Source organism: Nonomuraea sp. NPDC050680, from assembly GCF_040654555.1.
In the GTDB taxonomy this organism is placed as follows: domain Bacteria; phylum Actinomycetota; class Actinomycetes; order Streptosporangiales; family Streptosporangiaceae; genus Nonomuraea.
In genome coordinates, this window is sequence record NZ_JBFAIF010000043.1 from 1 (window position 1) to 17,722 (window position 17,722).

Here is a 17,722-nt window from a genome sequence, read left to right on the forward strand (position 1 = left end):
TGCGCATTCGAAGGATCACGCGATGGCCGTCCTCATTTCACGACGCCACGCCTGTCACCAGGCCAAACTCATACACCACTTCCGTGGACGCAGCCTGCATGGGGCGCGGAGTGGCGGCGGGACCCACGGTTCTGATGACGCCGAGAAATGACGCGAGGAATATCGGCGGGGCATGTCGGCGAGGCGTCACTTTGCCTCAACTCAGTGCCCGCACCATCGACATACCTGCGTGGTCACACTCACTGTCATGCGACACAGCTGTCACGGTGAGTTGGCAGCTATGCGACGCACCCTCTCAGTGGCCGCACCATTGACACGCATCGTCTCAACGGCCGCACCATTGACACGGCTGTCGCGATCACACGATCGCACCACTGTCATGCGACGCGACCTCCAGAGGTACGGCAGGCGCGTGCCTGCCGTACCTGTACGGAGGTCAGACCTCGAGCACCACGGGGATGATCATCGGACGGCGGCGGTAGTTGTCGCTCACCCAGCGCCCGACCGTGCGGCGGACCACCCGGCGGATCTCCTGCATGTCGACGACTCCGTCTGCGGCCTTCTCCTCGAGTGCCTTCTCGATCTGCGGAATGAACTGCTCGAACTGCGCCGGGTCGATGCCGGAGCCACGTGCGTGGATCTCCGGCCCGCCGGTGAGTTTGCCGGTGCTGGAATCGACCACAACGACGACCGAGATGAAGCCCTCGTCGCCGAGGATCCTGCGGTCCTTCAGGGAGGTGTCGGTGATCTCGCCGACGGACGAGCCGTCGACGTAGACGTACCCGGCATGGACCGCACCGACGATCTTGGCTCTGCCGTCGACCAGGTCGACCACGACGCCGTCCTCCGCGATCACGATGTGATCGTCGGGCACGCCTGAAAGCGCGGCGAGCTTGGCGTGCGCGCGCAGGTGCCGCCATTCGCCGTGTACGGGCATGAAATTCGAAGGGCGGGTCAGATTCAGCACGTAGAGCAGCTCGCCGGCGGCCGCATGTCCGGAAACGTGCACCTTTGCGTTGCCCTTGTGCACGACTCGGGCACCCCAGCGGGTGAGCCCGTTGATCACCTTGTTGACGGCGGTCTCGTTGCCCGGCACCAGCGACGACGCCAGCAGTACGGTGTCACCCTCGGCGATGCGAATCGGGTGATCCCGGTTGGCCATCCTCGACAGCGCCGCCATCGGCTCGCCCTGCGAACCCGTGCAGACGAGCACCACGTCCTCCGGCGGCCATTCCTCGATGTCGCGCGAGTCGACGATCAGCCCCGGCGGCACCTTGAGGTAGCCGAGATCGCGGGCCACGCCCATGTTGCGCAGCATCGAGCGCCCGACCATGGCGACCTTGCGATTGTGTCTGGCCGCCGCATCCATGACCTGCTGGATGCGGTGCACGTGCGACGCGAAGCTGGCCACAATGACCCGCTGCTCCGAGGTACGGATCACCTCGTCGATGACCGGGGCGATCTCCCGTTCGCTGGTGACGAACCCGGGCACTTCAGCGTTGGTCGAGTCGGACATCAGCAGGTCGACGCCCTCGGTACCAAGGCGGGCGAACCCACCCAGGTCGGTGAGGCGGCCGTCGCTCGGCAACTGGTCCATGCGGAAGTCGCCGGTGTGCAGCACGATGCCGGCGGGCGTCCTGATGGCCACCGCCAGCGCGTCCGGGATCGAATGGTTGACCGCCAGGAACTCGCAGTCGAACGGCCCGAACCTGTGCCGTTCGCCCTCTACCACCTCGATCTTGGTCGGCTGGATCCGATGTTCGGTGAGCTTGGCCTCGATGAAGGCCAGCGTCAGCTTGGATCCGATGAGCGGGATGTTGCGCCGCTCGCGAAGCAGGTACGGCACGGCCCCGATGTGGTCTTCGTGCGCGTGAGTCAGGACCACGGCCTCGACATCGTCGAGCCGGTCCCTGATGTATTCGAAGTCAGGCAGGATCAGGTCGATGCCCGGCTGGTCGGGCTCGGGAAAAAGCACCCCGCAGTCGACGATCAGCAATCGGCCGTCGTATTCGAAGACGGCCATGTTCCTGCCGATTTCACCCAACCCGCCCAGCGCGACAATGCGCAGGCCGCCCTCTGGCAGCGTCGGCGGGGGGCCAAGCTCAGGATGTGGATGGCTCATAGCCGGCCCCCATGGTCAAATCGTGTTCTCAAAACTCCCGGTTCCTCCCCGTTCCTATGCGTCTGTCAACTTCACCCCGCCGGCTACCAGGCAAGCACGCAGCTCGGCGATCTGCTTCTCTGTCGCGGCCACCAACGGCAGCCGCACTGGTCCGACCGGCACTCCTACCATGCCCAGTGCCGCCTTGGCCATGATCGCGCCGCCCGCGCTCATCATGATCCCTTCGACCACGGGCGCCACTTGTCGGTGTACCGCAAGTGCTTGAACGACGTCGCCGTTCCTGTACAAGTCGATCATGCGAGCCAGGTCGGCGCCGACCACATGGCCGACAACGCTCACGAACCCGGCCGCGCCAACCGAGAGCCAGGGCAGGTTGAGCAGATCATCGCCCGAATAGAAGGCGAGATCGGTCATCGCCATGATCTGGCTGCCGAGGAACAGATCGCCCTTGGCGTCCTTCACGGCCACGATACGTTCGTGCTGTGCGAGCCGGATCAGAGTTTCGATCTTGATCGGCACGCCGCTGCGTCCGGGGATGTCATAGAGCATCACCGGAAGGCCTGTTGCATCGGCCACAGCAGCAAAGTGCTGATACAGGCCCTCTTGTGGGGGCTTGCTGTAGTACGGCGTCACAACGAGCAGCCCGTGAGCGCCCGCCCGGGCCGCTGCCTTCGCGAGCGAGATGCTGTGGTGGGTGTCGTTGGTGCCTGCCCCGGCCACCACCGTTGCCCGATCACCCACCGTCTCGAGGACGGTGCGCAGAATGCGCTCCTTCTCCTCATCGGAGGTGGTGGGCGACTCGCCGGTCGTCCCGCTGACGATCAGGCCGTCGTTGCGCTGCTCGTCCACCAGATAGGTGGCCAGGCGCCGCACGGCGTCGTAATCGACCGCACCGTCAGGAGTGAACGGCGTGACCATGGCGGTCAACATACGGCCGAAGGGCGCGTCGGTGGTTCCAGTTGGCGAAGCCATAGTGCGAACGCTACCTGGATTCGCAAAAGCGGTGGACGCCGCCACCCCGCTTTGCCTGCCTGGGGCCGCGTATTGTCATGCCGTTCCCCGGCATCCTAGGGCATGTCCGGCCGCACTCGACAGGTCTTAGCGTGCCGCTCCCGGCCACCGGACGGCCCTTTGAGCCGGATCGCGCGTCTGGCACCGGATCCTCGGCCCGCCGCTCGCAGTGATCACTGGATTCCATCCGGAGTCACGCGCCTGCCGTACGATCGCAGCTCGACATGCCGTGTACAGGCGCCATGACGTCCACCGACATGTCGTACATATCTGGCAAACCACCGACGAGGAGCCGCGTCCGCGCCAGCGACTTCGCGCCGCGCATGGGAAGAGGCCGCCGATATGTGCTCGGGGGTACACACATCGACGACCTCTACCGAAGAATCGGCCACTCTTACATCGGCGTTACAGGGTTTCTTCGATAATTTTCTGCTGCTGCAAAGTTGGGGCTCCAAGTGACCTCGATGACGGTCGGTTACCTGTCGAATACGGCAACATAGGGCAACGCCTCACACGAACCCCCAGGGATGGACTAGTGGCCACCTCAGATCCGGTCTACCTGCGTGTCGTCGAAGACATTCGGCGACAGATCACCGACGGCACCCTTCCCCCCGGTGCACCCATTCCCTCACGGGCGCAACTGACCCGCAAGTACCAGGTCGGCGAGACCGCAGCCCGCCACGCTCTGCGTGTGCTGGCGAGCGAGGGCCTCATCATCGGCCGCGTGGGATCGGGTCATTACGTCAGAGAACGCCCTGACCTTTCCCCATTGCACCGATGGCGCTTCCTCGATCATCCCGCCCCGTTCGCCGCCGACCTGCAATCCCAGGGCCGGCGCGTGACCTGGGACTGGCACAGCGAACCCGCCGAAGCCGGGCCCGACATCGCCAGACGGCTGCGGCTCGACGAATCGACCACTTTGACGAGGACGCACTACGTCTTCCGCGGCGATGGCCGCCCGCTCCAGCTCGCCACCTCGTACGAGCCTCTGGAGTTCGCCGCCCACACGGAGGAGGAACGGCGCAGCCTGGTCGCCAGGGTGTACGCGCACGGGATAAAGATCACGGAGATCGTCGAAAGCGTGCACACCCGCGTGCCCCGCCCCGCGGAGAGCGACGCCCTCGATCTGCCCGCGGGCATCCACGTCCTGCACGTAGAACGCACCCATTGGGCAGGCGACCGCCCAGTGGAGACCAGCGACATCGTGATCCCGGGAGACCGCTTCCGGATCATGTACAGCATGCCTGTTTGACCGAATTTGAGAGCTCCGGGCCGATACCCGCCTCTTCGGCCTGGAGCTCAGCCGGATGGCCACCGGAGCTCACCCTTCGTGGCGGCAACGGCCGACCCGTCCGCACAGCCTCGACGGCTCACCACGGGGCCGCGCTCCTGGCGCGCGGCGCGACTGATCGCGCCCCCAAAGCGGTGGAATTCCTGAGGACCTTCACGCGCGATGATCTTCGCGAGCAGCGAGGGCATCGAGCACTGATCACCTGCTGCAGCTCGATGGTCAACTCCAGCACCGGCGCCCCGGTGACGTCCCACCGGTCCTGCGTTCGGAAGACCGTGGCGATCTCATCCACGCTGGAGTAGACGATGAACCTCCATAAGGCGATCACCGAGACCGGTGGAACCTGACCTGGGCGTCGCCATGGATCTTCAATCCAGGACGACATTCCCCCACGCGATGGGACATCGTCTCGGACGACGGCGTTACTCCTCGCCCGCTCAACCTCATAGGGCCTGCTCGGCGACGTGCCATTAGATCGTGGATCCACCACGAACGGACCACCAGTGGATCCACCACGAACGGACCGCCACCCGGGCTGGCAAGCGCCTTTGTCCAGTGCCGCCCCACAGGCGTAGGGCGTCATCGAGCACGGTCAACGCGGCATCGGCGTCGCCTCTGCGCCGCATGTCCCGGCCGACGCCGGCCAGCCACACGGGCTTCAGCTCCCCCGATAAAACATCAACCTAGGTCAACCCCGTCGAACCACGAAAAGGTCGCCCCCGGCGACATTCCAGGCGATCTCTCCTGGTCAGGCCAAGGTTGTCGGTGCTCGTTGATACAACCGTTCTGGAGGTTGCGGATGCGAGTCAAAGACCTGCCCATGCGTGAGCGGCCACGCGAGCGACTGATGGCGAGCGGGGCGACGGCCCTGGCCGACCGGGAGTTGCTGGCCGTGATCCTCGGTTCCGGCTTTCGAGGGGCGAGTGCGATGGATCTGGCGGCCCAGGTGATCGCGCACTGTGGCGATCTCGACGGGCTGGCCCGATCCGAGCCGCACCGCCTGCTCGCCGTGCCTGGCGTCGGGCCCGCCAAGGCGGCGCGGGTGGCGGCGGCTTTCCATCTCGTACGGCGGGCGCAGGCAGATCCTGAGCGGACCAGGATCAGCGGCACTTCGGACCTGGCGGCGGTGGTCGCTCCGCTGCTTCGCGGTCACTCCCGGGAGCGGCTGGTCGTGATGGCGTGCGACGTTCGGGGGGCCGTGGTACGGCGTGTGGTGTTGACCGAGGGTGGCTCCGACCACACGACGATGCCGGTTCGGGACGTCATCACCGCGGTTCTGACGGCTGGCGGGGCGGCATTCGGGGTCGCGCACAACCATCCGAGCGGCTCTCTCGATGCGAGCGAAGCGGACCTGCTGGCCACGGCGCGTCTTGCCGAGGCTGCTGAGACGGTCGGGCTGCAATTCCTCGATCACTTGATCGTCACGGAGACGGCATGGCGTCGGGTGCCCTTCTGACCGCCACGGAGCGTGGCCCGGGACCGGGCCACGCTCCGCCCCCCGACGGGCACTAGGCCCAAGCCGACCACCCTGACAGGCACCGGACCGAGCCGACCACCCTGACAGGCACCGGACCGAGCCGACCACCCTGACAGGCACCAGACCCCAGCCGATCACCGAACCCGTACCACCGGATCTCAAGCGCGACCCCAGCCGACCACCGAACCCCAGCCAAACCTGATGTCCCACTGAGTAGTAGATCCACGATCTCGCTGTATGGCTCCTACGAGGGATGAAAAGAGCCGAGTGGCCGAGAAACTACACCGCTCTGCGGGACATCATCTCTGGCGGCCGCCCCTCGCCTGCGCATTTCGCTCGACGTGCTCACGCGTCTCGGCGAACCTTTATGCGGCGTTCTGAGCATCCCTAAGGGTGCTGATCCACCGCAAGACCAGCGAAAGGCATGTTTGCGTTGATAGCACTGAAGGCAAGCCTTCCCTCAGCAGAGCGTGAGACGCTACCTCTGCGAGCAGGTCGACTTGACGTGAGTCGGCCAACCGCTCGCACCAGCGTGGTCCCGTGCCTCCCGGAGGGCATGGGACCACGTCTACCCGCTACTGGGTCCGTCCACGACGCGCGCCAGCGCAGTAACACCGTGGACGGTCGGACTCCCTGCGCGGTCTACCCAGTAGCGGGCGTGTGGGACAGGCTCAGCATCCCCCACGCGGGTTCTCGGAGCGTCGGCGAACTGCGATCACCGGCGATCAGGGAACCCGTAGTGCACGAAGACTCTCTGAAATCGCAGCCGCTCGACTGTAGAGGGCGGCTGCCTCGTCGCTGGCCCCGTATCAGACGCGGGATGCGGGGCCAGCGCGACCCTGTCGATGACGTCCCCGCCGAGTGGCACAGCTCGAAACGGTCAGTTACTGGTTACTGGCAAGGTGAGTCATCGTGTGATGGTCAAGGGAAATGCGTGAAGTCTCATGAGGGCTCTTTCCCAGTCGGACCTAACCGACCTGCTCAAGTGGCTACGGACGGCCGGCAGCGTGAAGACGGCCCGCCGGGGGTGACGCGAATGCCGCAGGAGCCGATCGAGGCGAGGGCGACTACGGCGGTCGGCGGCCAGGTGGTGTCCCGTCCAGTGGTGGATCAACCATCTCGTTGTGCGTTTCCTACGTGGGCGAACAGGGCTGAGCGGGTGAGAAGCCACACCGCTCTGCGGGACGTCATCGTCGGCCACGCCCTATCAGCGCACAGCAACGTGCAGCCCGCAGCGCTACGGGCATCGCAAGTGACTACCGACCAGCGCCGTCGGCGATCTGAGTGCGGACAGCGGTATCTGCACATGCAAGGTCCCCACATGCAAGGTCTCGTGGATCTGCGCCGGCCAAGGCAACGAAACCGCGGCGTTCCGCGAGCGGCCTCTCGAACACGCCACCTTCCGCAACTCCAGCGAAACGGCCCACCAGAAGGTCGTCGCAGGCCCCAGGCGCGGAAAGGGGACCTGCGCGACCGGGTGGGTCCCCGGCAGGACGCGGAGTTCTTGGGATGACGTCTGCCGGGAGAACAGACAGGCTGAGCGCACCCGGTCACGGATGCCATGTAGCCGGGCGGCAAGACGGCCGAGGATGCCCCGACGGCGTCTCGCGATCATCGCGCGTCTCCCTGCAGCAGCAGGGACCACAGAGCGTCCATTTGAGAGGCGTTCATTCGGACGCTCTCCTCCACCACCACTCGCCCACCCTTTCTCGTCGTTCTACGGATGTAACGCTGACCGCCTGCCTGACACAGCTCGTAAAACACCGACTGGCAGTTGCAGGTGTGATCCCGCACGCGCGTCCGTTGAGTGCGGAACCCCTCTGGCTCCCACTCGATCGACACCGACGTGCGCCTGGCCGCTGCCACATGGCGGCCGTGGAGGTCACCCTCTTCCCACGCCATGGATCCACTATAACCCAGCCGTATCTACTGGTCTAGCACGTATCCAAATACTCAATGAGCGTGTCCATTTTGGACGTGCATGTATGGTTTCGTCTATAATCCGAAGGTGCTAGATCGCGACGGGCCCGTCCCCATCTACAAGCAGGTCGCGGACCTGATCTGCCATCAGATCGAGCGCGGCGAGCTCGCGGCGGGCGACCCCGTGCCGAGCGAGGCCAAGCTCGAGAAGGACTACGCGATAGCGAGGACCACGGCCAGGCGCGTGGCGCGCGAGCTCCGCGAGCAGGGCATGGCGTACACAATTCAAGGCGAAGGCACATTTGTTGGGCCGCCTGGTACCCCACGCGCGTCACGAACCATGCCGATTTATCAAAAGATCGCCGAAGAGATCGCCGAACAAATCCGGCAGGGCGAAATAGCGCCCAACAAAGCGATTCCCGGCGAGAAGGCCATGATGCAGCAGTACAGCGTGGCCAAAGTCACGGCGCGCCAGGCTGTGGCGCACCTCAGGGAGCAGGGCTGGGTTTTCACCGTTCCTTATCGAGGCACTTTCGTTTCTGATCCAAAGGAATGGCCGAGCGAGGGTTAATAACTCGCCACCTCTCGTCCAGGCGATGTATAGCCTTGGCGACATGCTCGACCGCGAGGTGACACTCACCCTTATCAGCAGATCAGCGAGATCATCCGCTCGCGCATCGCCACCCTCTCGCCTGGCGACCCCGTGGTAAGCGAGGCGGACATTCAGCGCGAGTTCGGCGTGGCACGCACCACGGCGCGCAGGGCGATCCACGTCCTCCGCGACGAAGGACTCATTCATACCGTTCAAGGCGAGGGAACGTTCGTCGGCGCGCTCAACGAGGCGCCCCGCGTGTCCCATAAAATCCCGCTATATCAGCACATAGCCGCTGAGCTTGCGCAGCGCATCAAATCCGGGGAGTTACGCCCGAGACGGCCGATCCCCGGGGAGACAGCTTTGCTGCAACAGCATGACGTGGCACGCGAGACAGTACGGCGAGCCATGGCATTGCTGCGCGAGCAAGGGTGGATCTACACGGTCCCTCAACGCGGGAGCTACGTCGCACCGGAAGAGCTCTGGCCTAAGGGGTAAGAAGGCGGAAGCCGCCCGCGAGCCCTCATCGTCCACGAGCACGAGGCGCTCGCCGACGTGTTCCAGTGGCTCGTCCTCGGCCTCGTAGTCGAGTTCCAGCAGGCCCGCCGTGGCCGTCTTGGCACCGGACAGAACCAGATCGGTCAGCCAGGTGCGTTGGTCGCCGGGCACGCCGAGTTCGACCACACGGAACCCATCGATGCGACCCCACATGGAACGGATCGTACGTCTGAAACGGATGTACGTCGCTGCGCGCCACGACGGCGCGCTCGGCGCCGTGCTCAGAAGACCGGGATGCTCAGAAGACCGGGATGATCTCCTCGGGATCGATGAAGTCGACCTGGACGCCCTCCAGGTCGAGTTCGGGGATGGCGGGGAAGGCGATGCCCCAGCGCTCGACGATGGCGCGGATGCGGGCCATGGCGAGCCGCCAGTTCTCCGCCTGCTCCTCGAAGGAGAGGACGCCCAGCCCGGCCTGCCTGGCGTGGTCCATCAGGACGCGGTGATTGGCCAGGAAGTACGGCGGCAGCTCCCAGAAGCCCTCCGGCGGCTCCCAGAGGATCATGGACAGGAAGACGAAGCCGGCTCGGAGTTGGCGGGTGATGAGGGAGCGGGTCTCGTCGGTCAGGCCGGGCCATTCGTTCTCCAGAATGACCATGCAAATCTGGAGATGTCGGGACTCATCGCGGCCGATGCGCTGGAACATCTCGCCGAAGACCGGATGTTCGGTGCCTGAGGCCATGCCCCTGAACAGGGTCGAGGCGGCCATCTCGCCCATCATGAAGCTGGTGAACAGCACGGGCAGCGTGTACTTGCCCACGGCCACGTTGTAGCCGGTCCAGTAGCGGCCGCCGTTGTGATAGAGCCAGCCGATGTTGTTGTGGGCGGCCTTCTCCAGGTCGTCGGACGGGGTCCAGTCGAGGGGACCGCCGGGCCAGAGCTTGGCGATGGTCCGCTGGCAGCACTCCTCGTGGTTCATCTCGTCGCGGGTGATCGAGAAGAAGCACTTCCGGACCGGATCCTCCTCGTGCTTCTCGAACGCCTGGATGGTGGCGCGGGCGAACACCGCCGGCCCCGAGGCGTCGAAGTTGGCCAGCACGGCGAACCAGTACATGATCCCGAGACGCTGCTCACGGGTGAAGTCGTCCGGGTTCAGCCCGTCCCAGGGCAGGTCGGCCGGGTTCCAGAGCGTCCGTTTGGATTTCTCATAGATCGCCGCGAGCTTGGCCGTCTCGACCCGCCATTCCATCGGGTAGATGTTCGGCTGCGGGATCTCCGGGGCCGGCCAGAAGCCGCCTTCGGGAATGGTGAGGTCCGCCATGTGTGACACCTCCGCCTCCTATCCTGCGCGGCGGCGTCATGGCTTTCAAGTACGCCCCCCATCCCGCGGGGTCGCGTAATGGCGTTAAGTGGGGCACGCCAGACGACACCCTCAAGTACGCGTGCGTTGGGTGACCGCCACACACACGAGTACCGCCACCGCGGCCGCCACAGTGGCCGGACCATACCTCTCCCCGAGCAGAAACCACGCCCAGGTCAGCGTCAGCAGCGGCTGCGTGAGCTGCGTCTGCCCTGCCCTGGCGATGCCGCCCTTGGCCAGACCGGCGTACCAAGGGACGAACCCGAGGAACATCGAGATCACCCCCACATACGCGAACCCGGCGAGAGCCTGAGGCGACGGGTGGACGGGGGTGGTGAGGGCGAGTACGGCCGTCACCGGGGCCGTGAACGGCAGGGAGAGGACGAGGGCGTAAGAGATGACCTGCCAGCCGGGAGTCTCGCGGGAGAGCCGGGCGCCTTCGGTGTAGCCGACGGCGGCCGAGAAGAGGGCGCCGAGCAGGAGGACGTCGGGCCAGGCGGCCGCGTTCTGGCCACGGGTGAGGGTGAAGGCGGTGATGGCGATGGCGCCGGCCGCACAGGCCACCCAGAAGAGCGGGCGCGGGCGCTCGCCGGCGCGCACGACCGCGCAGACGGCGGTGGCGGCCGGGAGCAGACCGATGACCACGGCGGAATGGGCGGTGGTGGCGCCGAGGTCCAGAGCCAGGCCGCTGAAGACGGGGAACCCGAAGACCACACCGAGCGAGATGGCCGCGTACGAGCGCCACTGGTGGCGGGGCGGGAGCAGGGGAAGACGGGCGGCTTTGAGGCAGATGAGCGCTATGACGCCGGCGACCACGGCGCGGCCGATGGCGACCAGCCACGGGTCGAAGCCGCGCATCGCGTAGGCGGTGGCGGGAAAGGAGCCGGAAAAGGCGAGAACGCCGAGGAAGGCGAGGAGAGTGCCCTGACCTCGGGGAGACCCCGGGGAAGCGACCACCGCTACTGTGTCGCCAACGATAGCGCTATTCTTATCCGTCATGGAACAGGATAGCAGTATCGCCCAAATCACCGCGATCCTGCGCCAAGAGCTCAGCCGCCTGCGGCCGGGAGACCGCCTCCCCTCCTCCAGAGAGCTCATGCGCCGCCACAACGTCAGCCCCGTGACGGTCTCGCGGGCCATCGGGCAACTGGCGGCCGAGGGCCGGGTGGTCACCAAGCCGGGCATCGGGGCGTTCATCGCCCAGCTGCCCGCGAAACCCGCGAGGCCCAACGAGCCGCCGGACTTCTCCTGGCAGACCGTCGCCCTGGGCGATCGGGTGGTCGACGAGAGCCCGGTGACCGCGCTGCTGACCCCGCCGCCCGAAGGCGTCATTCCGCTCACCGGCGGCTATCTCAACCCCGATCTCAGGCCCGACAAGCAACTGGCCGCCGCGGCGGGGCGAGCGGTGCGCCGGCCGGGGGCGTGGGCGATGCCGCCGCTGAGCGGGCTGGCCGAGCTGCGCAGGTGGTTCGCGACGCAGGCCGGGGGCGACGTGACCGCGGCCGACGCACTGATCGTCAGTGGCGGCCAGGCGGCGCTCACGCACGCCTTCAGGGCGCTGGCCGCTCCTGGGACGCCGGTCCTGGTCGAGACGCCGACCTACCCGGGCGCGCTGGCCGCGGCCAGGGCGGCGGGCCTGCGGGCGACGGCCGTGCCGATGGACCGGGACGGCGTACGGCCCGATCTGCTGGCCGAGGCGTTCGCCGTCACCGGCGCGCGGGTCTTCCTCTGCCAGCCCACTTTGCAGAACCCGACCGGCGCGACCCTCACCCACGAGCGCCGGGAGCAGGTGCTCCAGGTGGCCAGGGCGGCGGGCGCGTTCGTGATCGAGGACGACTACGCCCGCTATCTCAGCGACCGGACGCCGCCGCCGATGGTGTCGATGGACGCGCACGGCACGGTCGTCTACATCTGCTCGCTCACCAAGATCCTCTCACCGAGCGCACGGGTCGCGGCCGTCATCGCGCGCGGTCCGGCCTCCCATCGGCTGCGGGCCAGCCAGTTGGTGGAGTCGTTCTTCGTGGCGCGTCCGCTGCAGGAGACCGTGCTGGAGTTCGTCGAGTCCCCCGGCTGGCGCCGGCACCTGGCGAACGTACGGAGCGAGATCCTGGTCCGCCGCGACACGCTCGCCGCCGAGCTGGCCGCGCGGCTGCCCGAGGTCGAGCTGCATCTACTGCCGAGGGGCGGCATGCACCTGTGGGTACGCCTGCCACCGGAAACCGATGAGAACGTCCTGGTCGAGGCCGCGAAACGCAACGGCGTGCTGGTGAGCCCCGGCAGGATCCATTACCCGTCGGAGCCGCCGGGACCCCGCCTGCGTGTCACGCACATCGCGGCCGCCCATCTGGCGGAGCTGGCGGAGGGGGTGCGGCGGCTGGCTCAGGCGCTGGCGAACACCTCGTAGCGCTCCACGGTCGGCTCCCTCTCAGGCGCTGGCGAACACCTCGTAGCGCTCCACGGTCGGCTCCCTCTCAGGCGCTGGCGAACACCTCGTAGTGCTCCACGGTCCGCTCCCTGTCGACCAGGAACGCGTCATCCTCCGGATAGAAGACGGCCACGCCCGGATCGTCGCCGGCGAACGCCCTGATCGCCTCCCACGACTCCCACAGCGAGATCAGGAAGAACTCGGTCATGTCCCCGCTGTCGCGCCTGGTGAAGTAGGCGCCGCGGTTGCCCGGCGTCTCGGTGTAGCCCGGAAAGCCGGTACGCATGAGGTACTCCTCGTAGGCCGCGGCATCGGACTCCCGGGTCCAGCCCCGCCAGGTGCGAACGATCATGTGACCCATGATGGCGCAACCTGCTATTGCCGTACAGTGGTGACATGCTGGCGCCCGCGGAGCTCGTGCGCGACTTCGTGAACACCTACGCTCTCGATGCCGATGCCGATGCCGACGAGCTGGCCTCACCCGCCGAGCTGGCCGTCTGGCTCCGGGAGCGGAGTCTGATCGGCCCGCGTGACCGCGCGACCGAGGAGGACCTCACCGCCGCGCTTGCTCTGCGGGAAGTCCTGCGGATGGGGTTACGACGCGAAACTCCGGAGATGCCCGGGCTGCTGGCCTTTCCGCTGCTGGTGCGTGTCGGCGCCAACCCGGATCTGATCCCCGTCGAGGACGGCGTCCGGGGCGGCCTGGCCAGGATCGCCGCCGCCGTGACGGATCAGTCGTGGCACCGGCTGAAGGTCTGCGCAGAGAGCATGTGTCAGTGGGCGTTCATCGACTCTTCGAAGAACCGATCACGCTCGTGGTGTTCCATGCGGGTCTGCGGCAACCGCACCAAAACGCGCGCCTACCGGGCGAGGAAGCAGGGTTCGCGTCATCTCCAAGGCTCAAACACCGATACGGTGTAACTCGTGCCTTGTGGCATGGACGGCAGGCGAAGGAGCGGGCCGAGATGGCAGACGTAGGCGTCCGGGCGGCCCGGCGCGAGGATGTTCTCCAGGTTGCGAATACTCAGATCCGCGCCTGGCGCTACGGCTATCGGGAGTTCCTCCCCGAGGGGCCGCTCGAGCAGATGACGGGGGCCGCGGCGGAGAAGATGTGGCTGCGCCAGTGGGACGAGGCGATCGTCGCCCCGCCCACACCCATGCACCGGGTGCTGGTGGCGGTGGAGACGATCCTCGACACCGAGGGCTTCCCGGCTCTCGGCGTGGGCGGCAGCGCCGCCCTGAGCACGCCGCGCGGCGGTGAGCGGGTGGTCGGCTTGGCCTCGCACGCGCCCGCCGAAGATCCCGACCTCGACCCGACCATCGCGGCCGAGATGCTGACCCTGCTGGTCGATCCCGACTTCGTCCGGCGTGGCCATGGCAGCCGCCTGCTCAACGCGACCGTCGACTACCTGCGGGAGGACGGTTTCCGGCAGATCGTCACCTGGGTGTTCGCCGACAACTACGCGGTACTGGGCTTCCTGGAGTCGGCCGGCTGGGGCGAGGACATGGCCGAGCGGGTGCTCGACATGGGGCGTCCCATTCGCATGGTCAGGCTCACCACCGACATCAGCTAGAGGATTCGTCGATATGGCAACCCCCGGCCAGTGGATCGCCGGCGCACGTCCCCGCACCCTGCCCAACGCCATCGTGCCTGTCATGGTCGGCACCGGCGTGGCGATCGGCGAGGACGGCTTCGTCTGGTGGCGCGCGATCGTCGCGCTGCTCGTGGCTCTGTCGCTGCAGATCGGCGTCAACTATGCCAACGACTACAGCGACGGCATCCGCGGCACCGATGACCAGCGGGTCGGCCCGATGCGCCTGGTCGGCTCGCGGGTGGCCACGCCACCGCAGGTGCTCGCGGCCGCGCTCGGCTGCTTCGGCCTCGCCGCGGTGCTCGGGCTGACCCTGGTCCTGGCCACCCGCGCGTGGTGGGTCCTGCTCGTGGGCGCCGCCGCGATCGCCGCCGCCTGGTTCTACACCGGCGGCAAGTCTCCGTACGGCTACCGCGCGCTCGGTGAGGTGGCGGTGTTCACCTTCTTCGGCATCGTGCCCGTGGTCGGCACCGCGTACGTCCAGACCGAGCACCTGTCCTGGGCCGCGCTGGTGGCCTCGATCCCGGTCGGGCTCCTGTCGTGCTCCATGCTCGTCGTGAACAACCTGCGCGACGTGGCGACCGACGGCGAGTCGGGCAAACGGACGCTGGCGGTCGTCCTGGGCGCGGCGCGCACTCGTACGCTGTACGCGACGTGCTTGATCGTGCCGTTCGTGATCGCCCTGGCCATGATCCTGATCGCCCCCCTGGCCGCGGCGGCCGTACTCGCCGCGCCGCTGGCGATCGCGCCGGTCAAGACGGTCCTGCGTGGCGCCGTCGGCCCCGCGCTGATCGGCGTCCTGCAGCAGACCGGCAAGCTGCAGATGGCGTACGGCCTGCTGTTCACCCTCGGCCTCGCGATCACCCTGTAGGCGAACGGAAAGACACTGGCCGGGCGCCCCGTCGCGTCATGGCATTTGGCCGACCCGGCAGTCACGCTACCCGCTAGGGGACGGCCGTGAACAGCTCGTAACTGTGACCATTGGGGTCCCTGACATAGACGCCACGGCCGCCGCCGAGGTGGTTGATCCTGCTGTCCCAGCCGTGGCCCGGGCCGGAGCCGTACGAGATCGACGGGGTCTCCTCAAGGCGGCGCAGCACCGCGTCGAAGGTGTCGTCGTCGACCAGGAACGCGTAGTGACCCGGCTGGACCTGGTGCCGGTCGTCGAAGTCGAACGCCAGGTCGTCGTTGACCCTGACGGGCACGAACGGACCGGACGGTTCGGAGACCGGCAGCCCGAGCAGTTCGGCGAGGAACGTGGCGGCGGCCGTCTTGTCGGCCGCCGGGACGATCAGGTGATTCAGGACGATGGACATGGCTCTTTCCTCACGAGAGACAATGTATGCGGTTCGCACACACTATATGTGCATATCGCATCCATCCGTGGGTAGAGTGTGAACATGAACGCGCATGGCCTTACCCCCGCTGACGGCGACGGCGGTCCCGCGCTCTTCCGGCTGGTGCGCTTCTGGTCGCGCCGGTGGATCAACAGCGCCTCGGAGGAGCAGACCGGGGAGACCCGCCACGTGCAGCACATCCTGGCCGTCGAGGCCGTCGACACCGGCAACGACGCCACCGAGGAGGCCACCGTCGGCACCGTGGCCCATCAGCTCGGCCTCGACCACTCCGGGGCCAGCCGCATCGTCAAGGACGCCACCAAGGCGGGCTACCTGGCCCGCGCCTCGTCCGAGTACGACCGACGGCGCGCGTCACTGCAGCTCACCGCGCATGGCGAGAACCTCCTGGCAGGCTCGCGCCAGTGGCAGCGGCGCGCCTTCGACGAGCTCACCGTGGGATGGGACGACTACGACCGCCGGCAGTTCGCCTCCTACCTGAAGCGGCTGGCCGACGAACTCGGCGTCTAACCCGCCAAAACTCGACCTGGCACGACTCGACCTGGCACGACTCGACCTGGCACGACTCGATCTGGCACGACTCGATCTGGCACGACTCGATCTGGCACGACTCGATCTGGCACGACTCGATCTGGCACGACTCGATCTGGCACGACTCAACCTGCCGCGACCGTCTGCATGACCACGCGCGGCGCCACCTCGATGCCCAGCTCGCGCTCGTGCTCGACCACCGCCCGCAGCTCCGGCCCCCACTCCGCCTCGGGCAGCACGGAAAAGCCGTGCCGCGCGTACCAGGGCGCGTTCCACGGCACATCCCGGTAGGTCGTCAGCGTCACCGCAGGGGCGCCACTAGCGGCCGCGTGGTCGCGCACCGCCGCGACGAGCCGGCCGCCGATCCCCTGCCGCATCCGCGACGGGTGTACGGCCAGCTGATCCAGATGCAGGTTGCCGTCGACCCAGCCGATCAGCGCGAACCCGGCGGGCGGCTCCCCCTCGACCAGCACCGCGGCCGGATCCGTGACCTCTTCGATCATGGTCGTCCCTGGCGGGAAGACGATCCCCACCTGCTCGAACACCCCATCGGCCGCCAGCTCCACAGCGACCAGTCCGGGCAGTTCCCCCGGCTCGACCCATCGCGCCATGCCGACACGGTCTCATGTTCGGCGCGGTCGCGCTCCTGGATATTAATGTGGTGACCACAGGCTCGGCTGTGCGGAGCCGGGATCCCCTCCTCACGTCGTGCCCATGACCCGGGTCAGGTCGTGGGCATGACGTATGTTCAGAGGTCGAGCAGCGGTTCCAGGCCGACGGTCAGGCCGGGCAGCTCGCGCACCCGGCGTACGCCGAGCAGCACACCTGGGGTGAACGACGAGCGGCTCATCGTGTCATGCCTGATCGTGAGGATCTCTCCGTCGCCGCCCAGCAGCACCTCCTGGTGCGCGATCAGCCCGCTCAGGCGTACGGCGTGGACGTGGACGCCGCCGACGTCGGCGCCGCGCGCCCCGTCGAGCTCGGCGGAGGTGGCGTCGGGCATCGGGCCCATCCCGGCCTTGGCGCGCGCCTCCGCGACCAGCTCAGCCGTGCGGCGGGCGGTGCCGGACGGCGCGTCGGCCTTGTTGGGGTGGTGCAGCTCGACGATCTCGACGGACTCGAAGTGCTTGGCCGCCTGCTGGGCGAAGTGCATCATGAGCACGGCGGCGATACCGAAGTTGGGGGCGATCAGGCAGTTGGTGCCGGGGAACTTGGCCACCCACCCGCGCACGGTGTCGAGCCGCTCGGCGCCGAAGCCGGTGGTGCCGACCACCGGGTGGATCCCGTGGGCGATCGCCCATTCGAGGTTGCCCATGACGACGTCGGGATGGGTGAAGTCGACGACGACCTCGGCTCCCTGGAGCCCTTCGATGGCGTCGTCCTTGTCGAGCGCGGCCACCAGCTCGAGGTCGGGGGCCGCCTCTACCGCCTTGCACACCTCGACGCCCACGCGACCGCGCGCGCCCAGCACACCTACCTTAATCACAGGTCAACCCTATACCTGCCGAACCGCGCGGACCTTCCGGGGAGGAAGGTCACACGCGCCTC

18 protein-coding genes and 1 pseudogene are annotated in these 17,722 nt (G+C 67.3%); 9 read left to right on the top strand and 10 right to left on the bottom strand.

What is annotated here, in order from left to right; genetic code table 11:
• Nucleotides 1–436: 436 nt before the first annotated feature.
• Together AB0H88_RS51990 and dapA are read right to left on the bottom strand one after the other, a co-directional pair.
• A complete protein-coding gene (locus AB0H88_RS51990) occupies nucleotides 437–2,122 on the bottom strand; it encodes a ribonuclease J (RefSeq protein WP_357657583.1) in 1,686 nt (561 codons plus the stop codon).
• A gap of 54 nt (nucleotides 2,123–2,176) precedes the next feature.
• On the bottom strand, nucleotides 2,177–3,094 hold the full coding sequence (gene dapA / locus AB0H88_RS51995; protein WP_357657585.1) for a 4-hydroxy-tetrahydrodipicolinate synthase: 918 nt from the start codon (nucleotides 3,092–3,094) through the stop codon (nucleotides 2,177–2,179).
• Nucleotides 3,095–3,668: 574 nt separating this feature from the next.
• On the opposite strand from dapA, the gene AB0H88_RS52000 reads away from it, so the two are divergent.
• The 4 genes and pseudogenes from AB0H88_RS52000 to AB0H88_RS52015 all read left to right on the top strand — a co-directional run.
• A complete protein-coding gene (locus AB0H88_RS52000; protein ID WP_225299458.1) occupies nucleotides 3,669–4,385 on the top strand; it encodes a GntR family transcriptional regulator in 717 nt (238 codons plus the stop codon).
• Nucleotides 4,386–5,223: 838 nt separating this feature from the next.
• Nucleotides 5,224–5,880 (top strand): DNA repair protein RadC, encoded by a 657-nt coding sequence (gene radC, locus AB0H88_RS52005; protein WP_357657587.1) that lies wholly within the window; start codon nucleotides 5,224–5,226, stop codon nucleotides 5,878–5,880.
• Nucleotides 5,881–7,882: 2,002 nt separating this feature from the next.
• A complete protein-coding gene (locus tag AB0H88_RS52010; protein WP_357657589.1) occupies nucleotides 7,883–8,392 on the top strand; it encodes a GntR family transcriptional regulator in 510 nt (169 codons plus the stop codon).
• A gap of 105 nt (nucleotides 8,393–8,497) precedes the next feature.
• Nucleotides 8,498–8,821 (top strand): annotated as a pseudogene (locus AB0H88_RS52015) (GntR family transcriptional regulator); the annotation flags it as partial.
• Here AB0H88_RS52015 and AB0H88_RS52020 read toward each other — a convergent pair.
• The 3 genes from AB0H88_RS52020 to AB0H88_RS52030 form a co-directional block, all read right to left on the bottom strand.
• Nucleotides 8,741–9,124, bottom strand: a complete 384-nt coding sequence (locus AB0H88_RS52020) for a hypothetical protein (RefSeq protein ID WP_357657590.1) — start codon at nucleotides 9,122–9,124, stop codon at nucleotides 8,741–8,743. The pseudogene AB0H88_RS52015 and the gene AB0H88_RS52020 overlap by 81 nt on opposite strands.
• A gap of 85 nt (nucleotides 9,125–9,209) precedes the next feature.
• On the bottom strand, nucleotides 9,210–10,232 hold the full coding sequence (locus tag AB0H88_RS52025; RefSeq protein WP_357657591.1) for a hypothetical protein: 1,023 nt from the start codon (nucleotides 10,230–10,232) through the stop codon (nucleotides 9,210–9,212).
• Nucleotides 10,233–10,343: 111 nt separating this feature from the next.
• A complete protein-coding gene (locus tag AB0H88_RS52030; protein WP_357657593.1) occupies nucleotides 10,344–11,228 on the bottom strand; it encodes a DMT family transporter in 885 nt (294 codons plus the stop codon).
• 40 nt (nucleotides 11,229–11,268) lie between these two features.
• On the opposite strand from AB0H88_RS52030, the gene AB0H88_RS52035 reads away from it, so the two are divergent.
• Nucleotides 11,269–12,675, top strand: a complete 1,407-nt coding sequence (locus tag AB0H88_RS52035; protein WP_357657595.1) for a PLP-dependent aminotransferase family protein — start codon at nucleotides 11,269–11,271, stop codon at nucleotides 12,673–12,675.
• A 67-nt stretch (nucleotides 12,676–12,742) separates the two neighbouring features.
• On the opposite strand, the gene AB0H88_RS52040 is transcribed toward AB0H88_RS52035, so the two are convergent.
• Nucleotides 12,743–13,048 (bottom strand): hypothetical protein, encoded by a 306-nt coding sequence (locus AB0H88_RS52040; RefSeq protein WP_357657597.1) that lies wholly within the window; start codon nucleotides 13,046–13,048, stop codon nucleotides 12,743–12,745.
• Nucleotides 13,049–13,092: 44 nt separating this feature from the next.
• Between AB0H88_RS52040 and AB0H88_RS52045 the strand changes: the two genes are divergently transcribed.
• From AB0H88_RS52045 to AB0H88_RS52055, 3 genes are read left to right on the top strand one after another with little or no spacing between them, the layout of a single operon-like run.
• A complete protein-coding gene (locus AB0H88_RS52045; RefSeq protein ID WP_357657599.1) occupies nucleotides 13,093–13,617 on the top strand; it encodes a CGNR zinc finger domain-containing protein in 525 nt (174 codons plus the stop codon).
• Nucleotides 13,618–13,661: 44 nt separating this feature from the next.
• The gene (locus AB0H88_RS52050; protein WP_357657600.1) at nucleotides 13,662–14,270 is read left to right on the top strand and encodes a GNAT family N-acetyltransferase; all 609 of its coding nucleotides are present in this window, start codon (nucleotides 13,662–13,664) and stop codon (nucleotides 14,268–14,270) included.
• A 13-nt stretch (nucleotides 14,271–14,283) separates the two neighbouring features.
• Nucleotides 14,284–15,159 (top strand): 1,4-dihydroxy-2-naphthoate polyprenyltransferase, encoded by an 876-nt coding sequence (locus AB0H88_RS52055; protein ID WP_357657602.1) that lies wholly within the window; start codon nucleotides 14,284–14,286, stop codon nucleotides 15,157–15,159.
• A gap of 73 nt (nucleotides 15,160–15,232) precedes the next feature.
• Here AB0H88_RS52055 and AB0H88_RS52060 read toward each other — a convergent pair whose 3' ends face one another.
• Nucleotides 15,233–15,604 carry a VOC family protein gene (locus AB0H88_RS52060; RefSeq protein WP_357657604.1) on the bottom strand — a complete coding sequence of 124 codons (372 nt, stop codon included), beginning with the start codon at nucleotides 15,602–15,604 and terminating at the stop codon, nucleotides 15,233–15,235.
• Nucleotides 15,605–15,688: 84 nt separating this feature from the next.
• Here AB0H88_RS52060 and AB0H88_RS52065 point away from each other — a divergent pair, with 84 nt between their 5' ends.
• Nucleotides 15,689–16,153, top strand: a complete 465-nt coding sequence (locus AB0H88_RS52065; protein WP_225299431.1) for a MarR family winged helix-turn-helix transcriptional regulator — start codon at nucleotides 15,689–15,691, stop codon at nucleotides 16,151–16,153.
• Here AB0H88_RS52065 and AB0H88_RS52070 read toward each other — a convergent pair.
• The 3 genes from AB0H88_RS52070 to dapB form a co-directional block, all read right to left on the bottom strand.
• Nucleotides 16,074–16,289: a Cys-every-fifth RiPP peptide CefA gene (locus AB0H88_RS52070; RefSeq protein WP_357657621.1), complete on the bottom strand. Its 216-nt coding sequence runs from the start codon at nucleotides 16,287–16,289 to the stop codon at nucleotides 16,074–16,076. The genes AB0H88_RS52065 and AB0H88_RS52070 overlap by 80 nt on opposite strands.
• Before the next feature lie 10 nt (nucleotides 16,290–16,299).
• On the bottom strand, nucleotides 16,300–16,785 hold the full coding sequence (locus tag AB0H88_RS52075; RefSeq protein ID WP_357657606.1) for a GNAT family N-acetyltransferase: 486 nt from the start codon (nucleotides 16,783–16,785) through the stop codon (nucleotides 16,300–16,302).
• 137 nt (nucleotides 16,786–16,922) lie between these two features.
• Nucleotides 16,923–17,660 carry a 4-hydroxy-tetrahydrodipicolinate reductase gene (gene dapB, locus AB0H88_RS52080; protein WP_357657607.1) on the bottom strand — a complete coding sequence of 246 codons (738 nt, stop codon included), beginning with the start codon at nucleotides 17,658–17,660 and terminating at the stop codon, nucleotides 16,923–16,925.
• Nucleotides 17,661–17,722 lie beyond the last annotated feature (62 nt).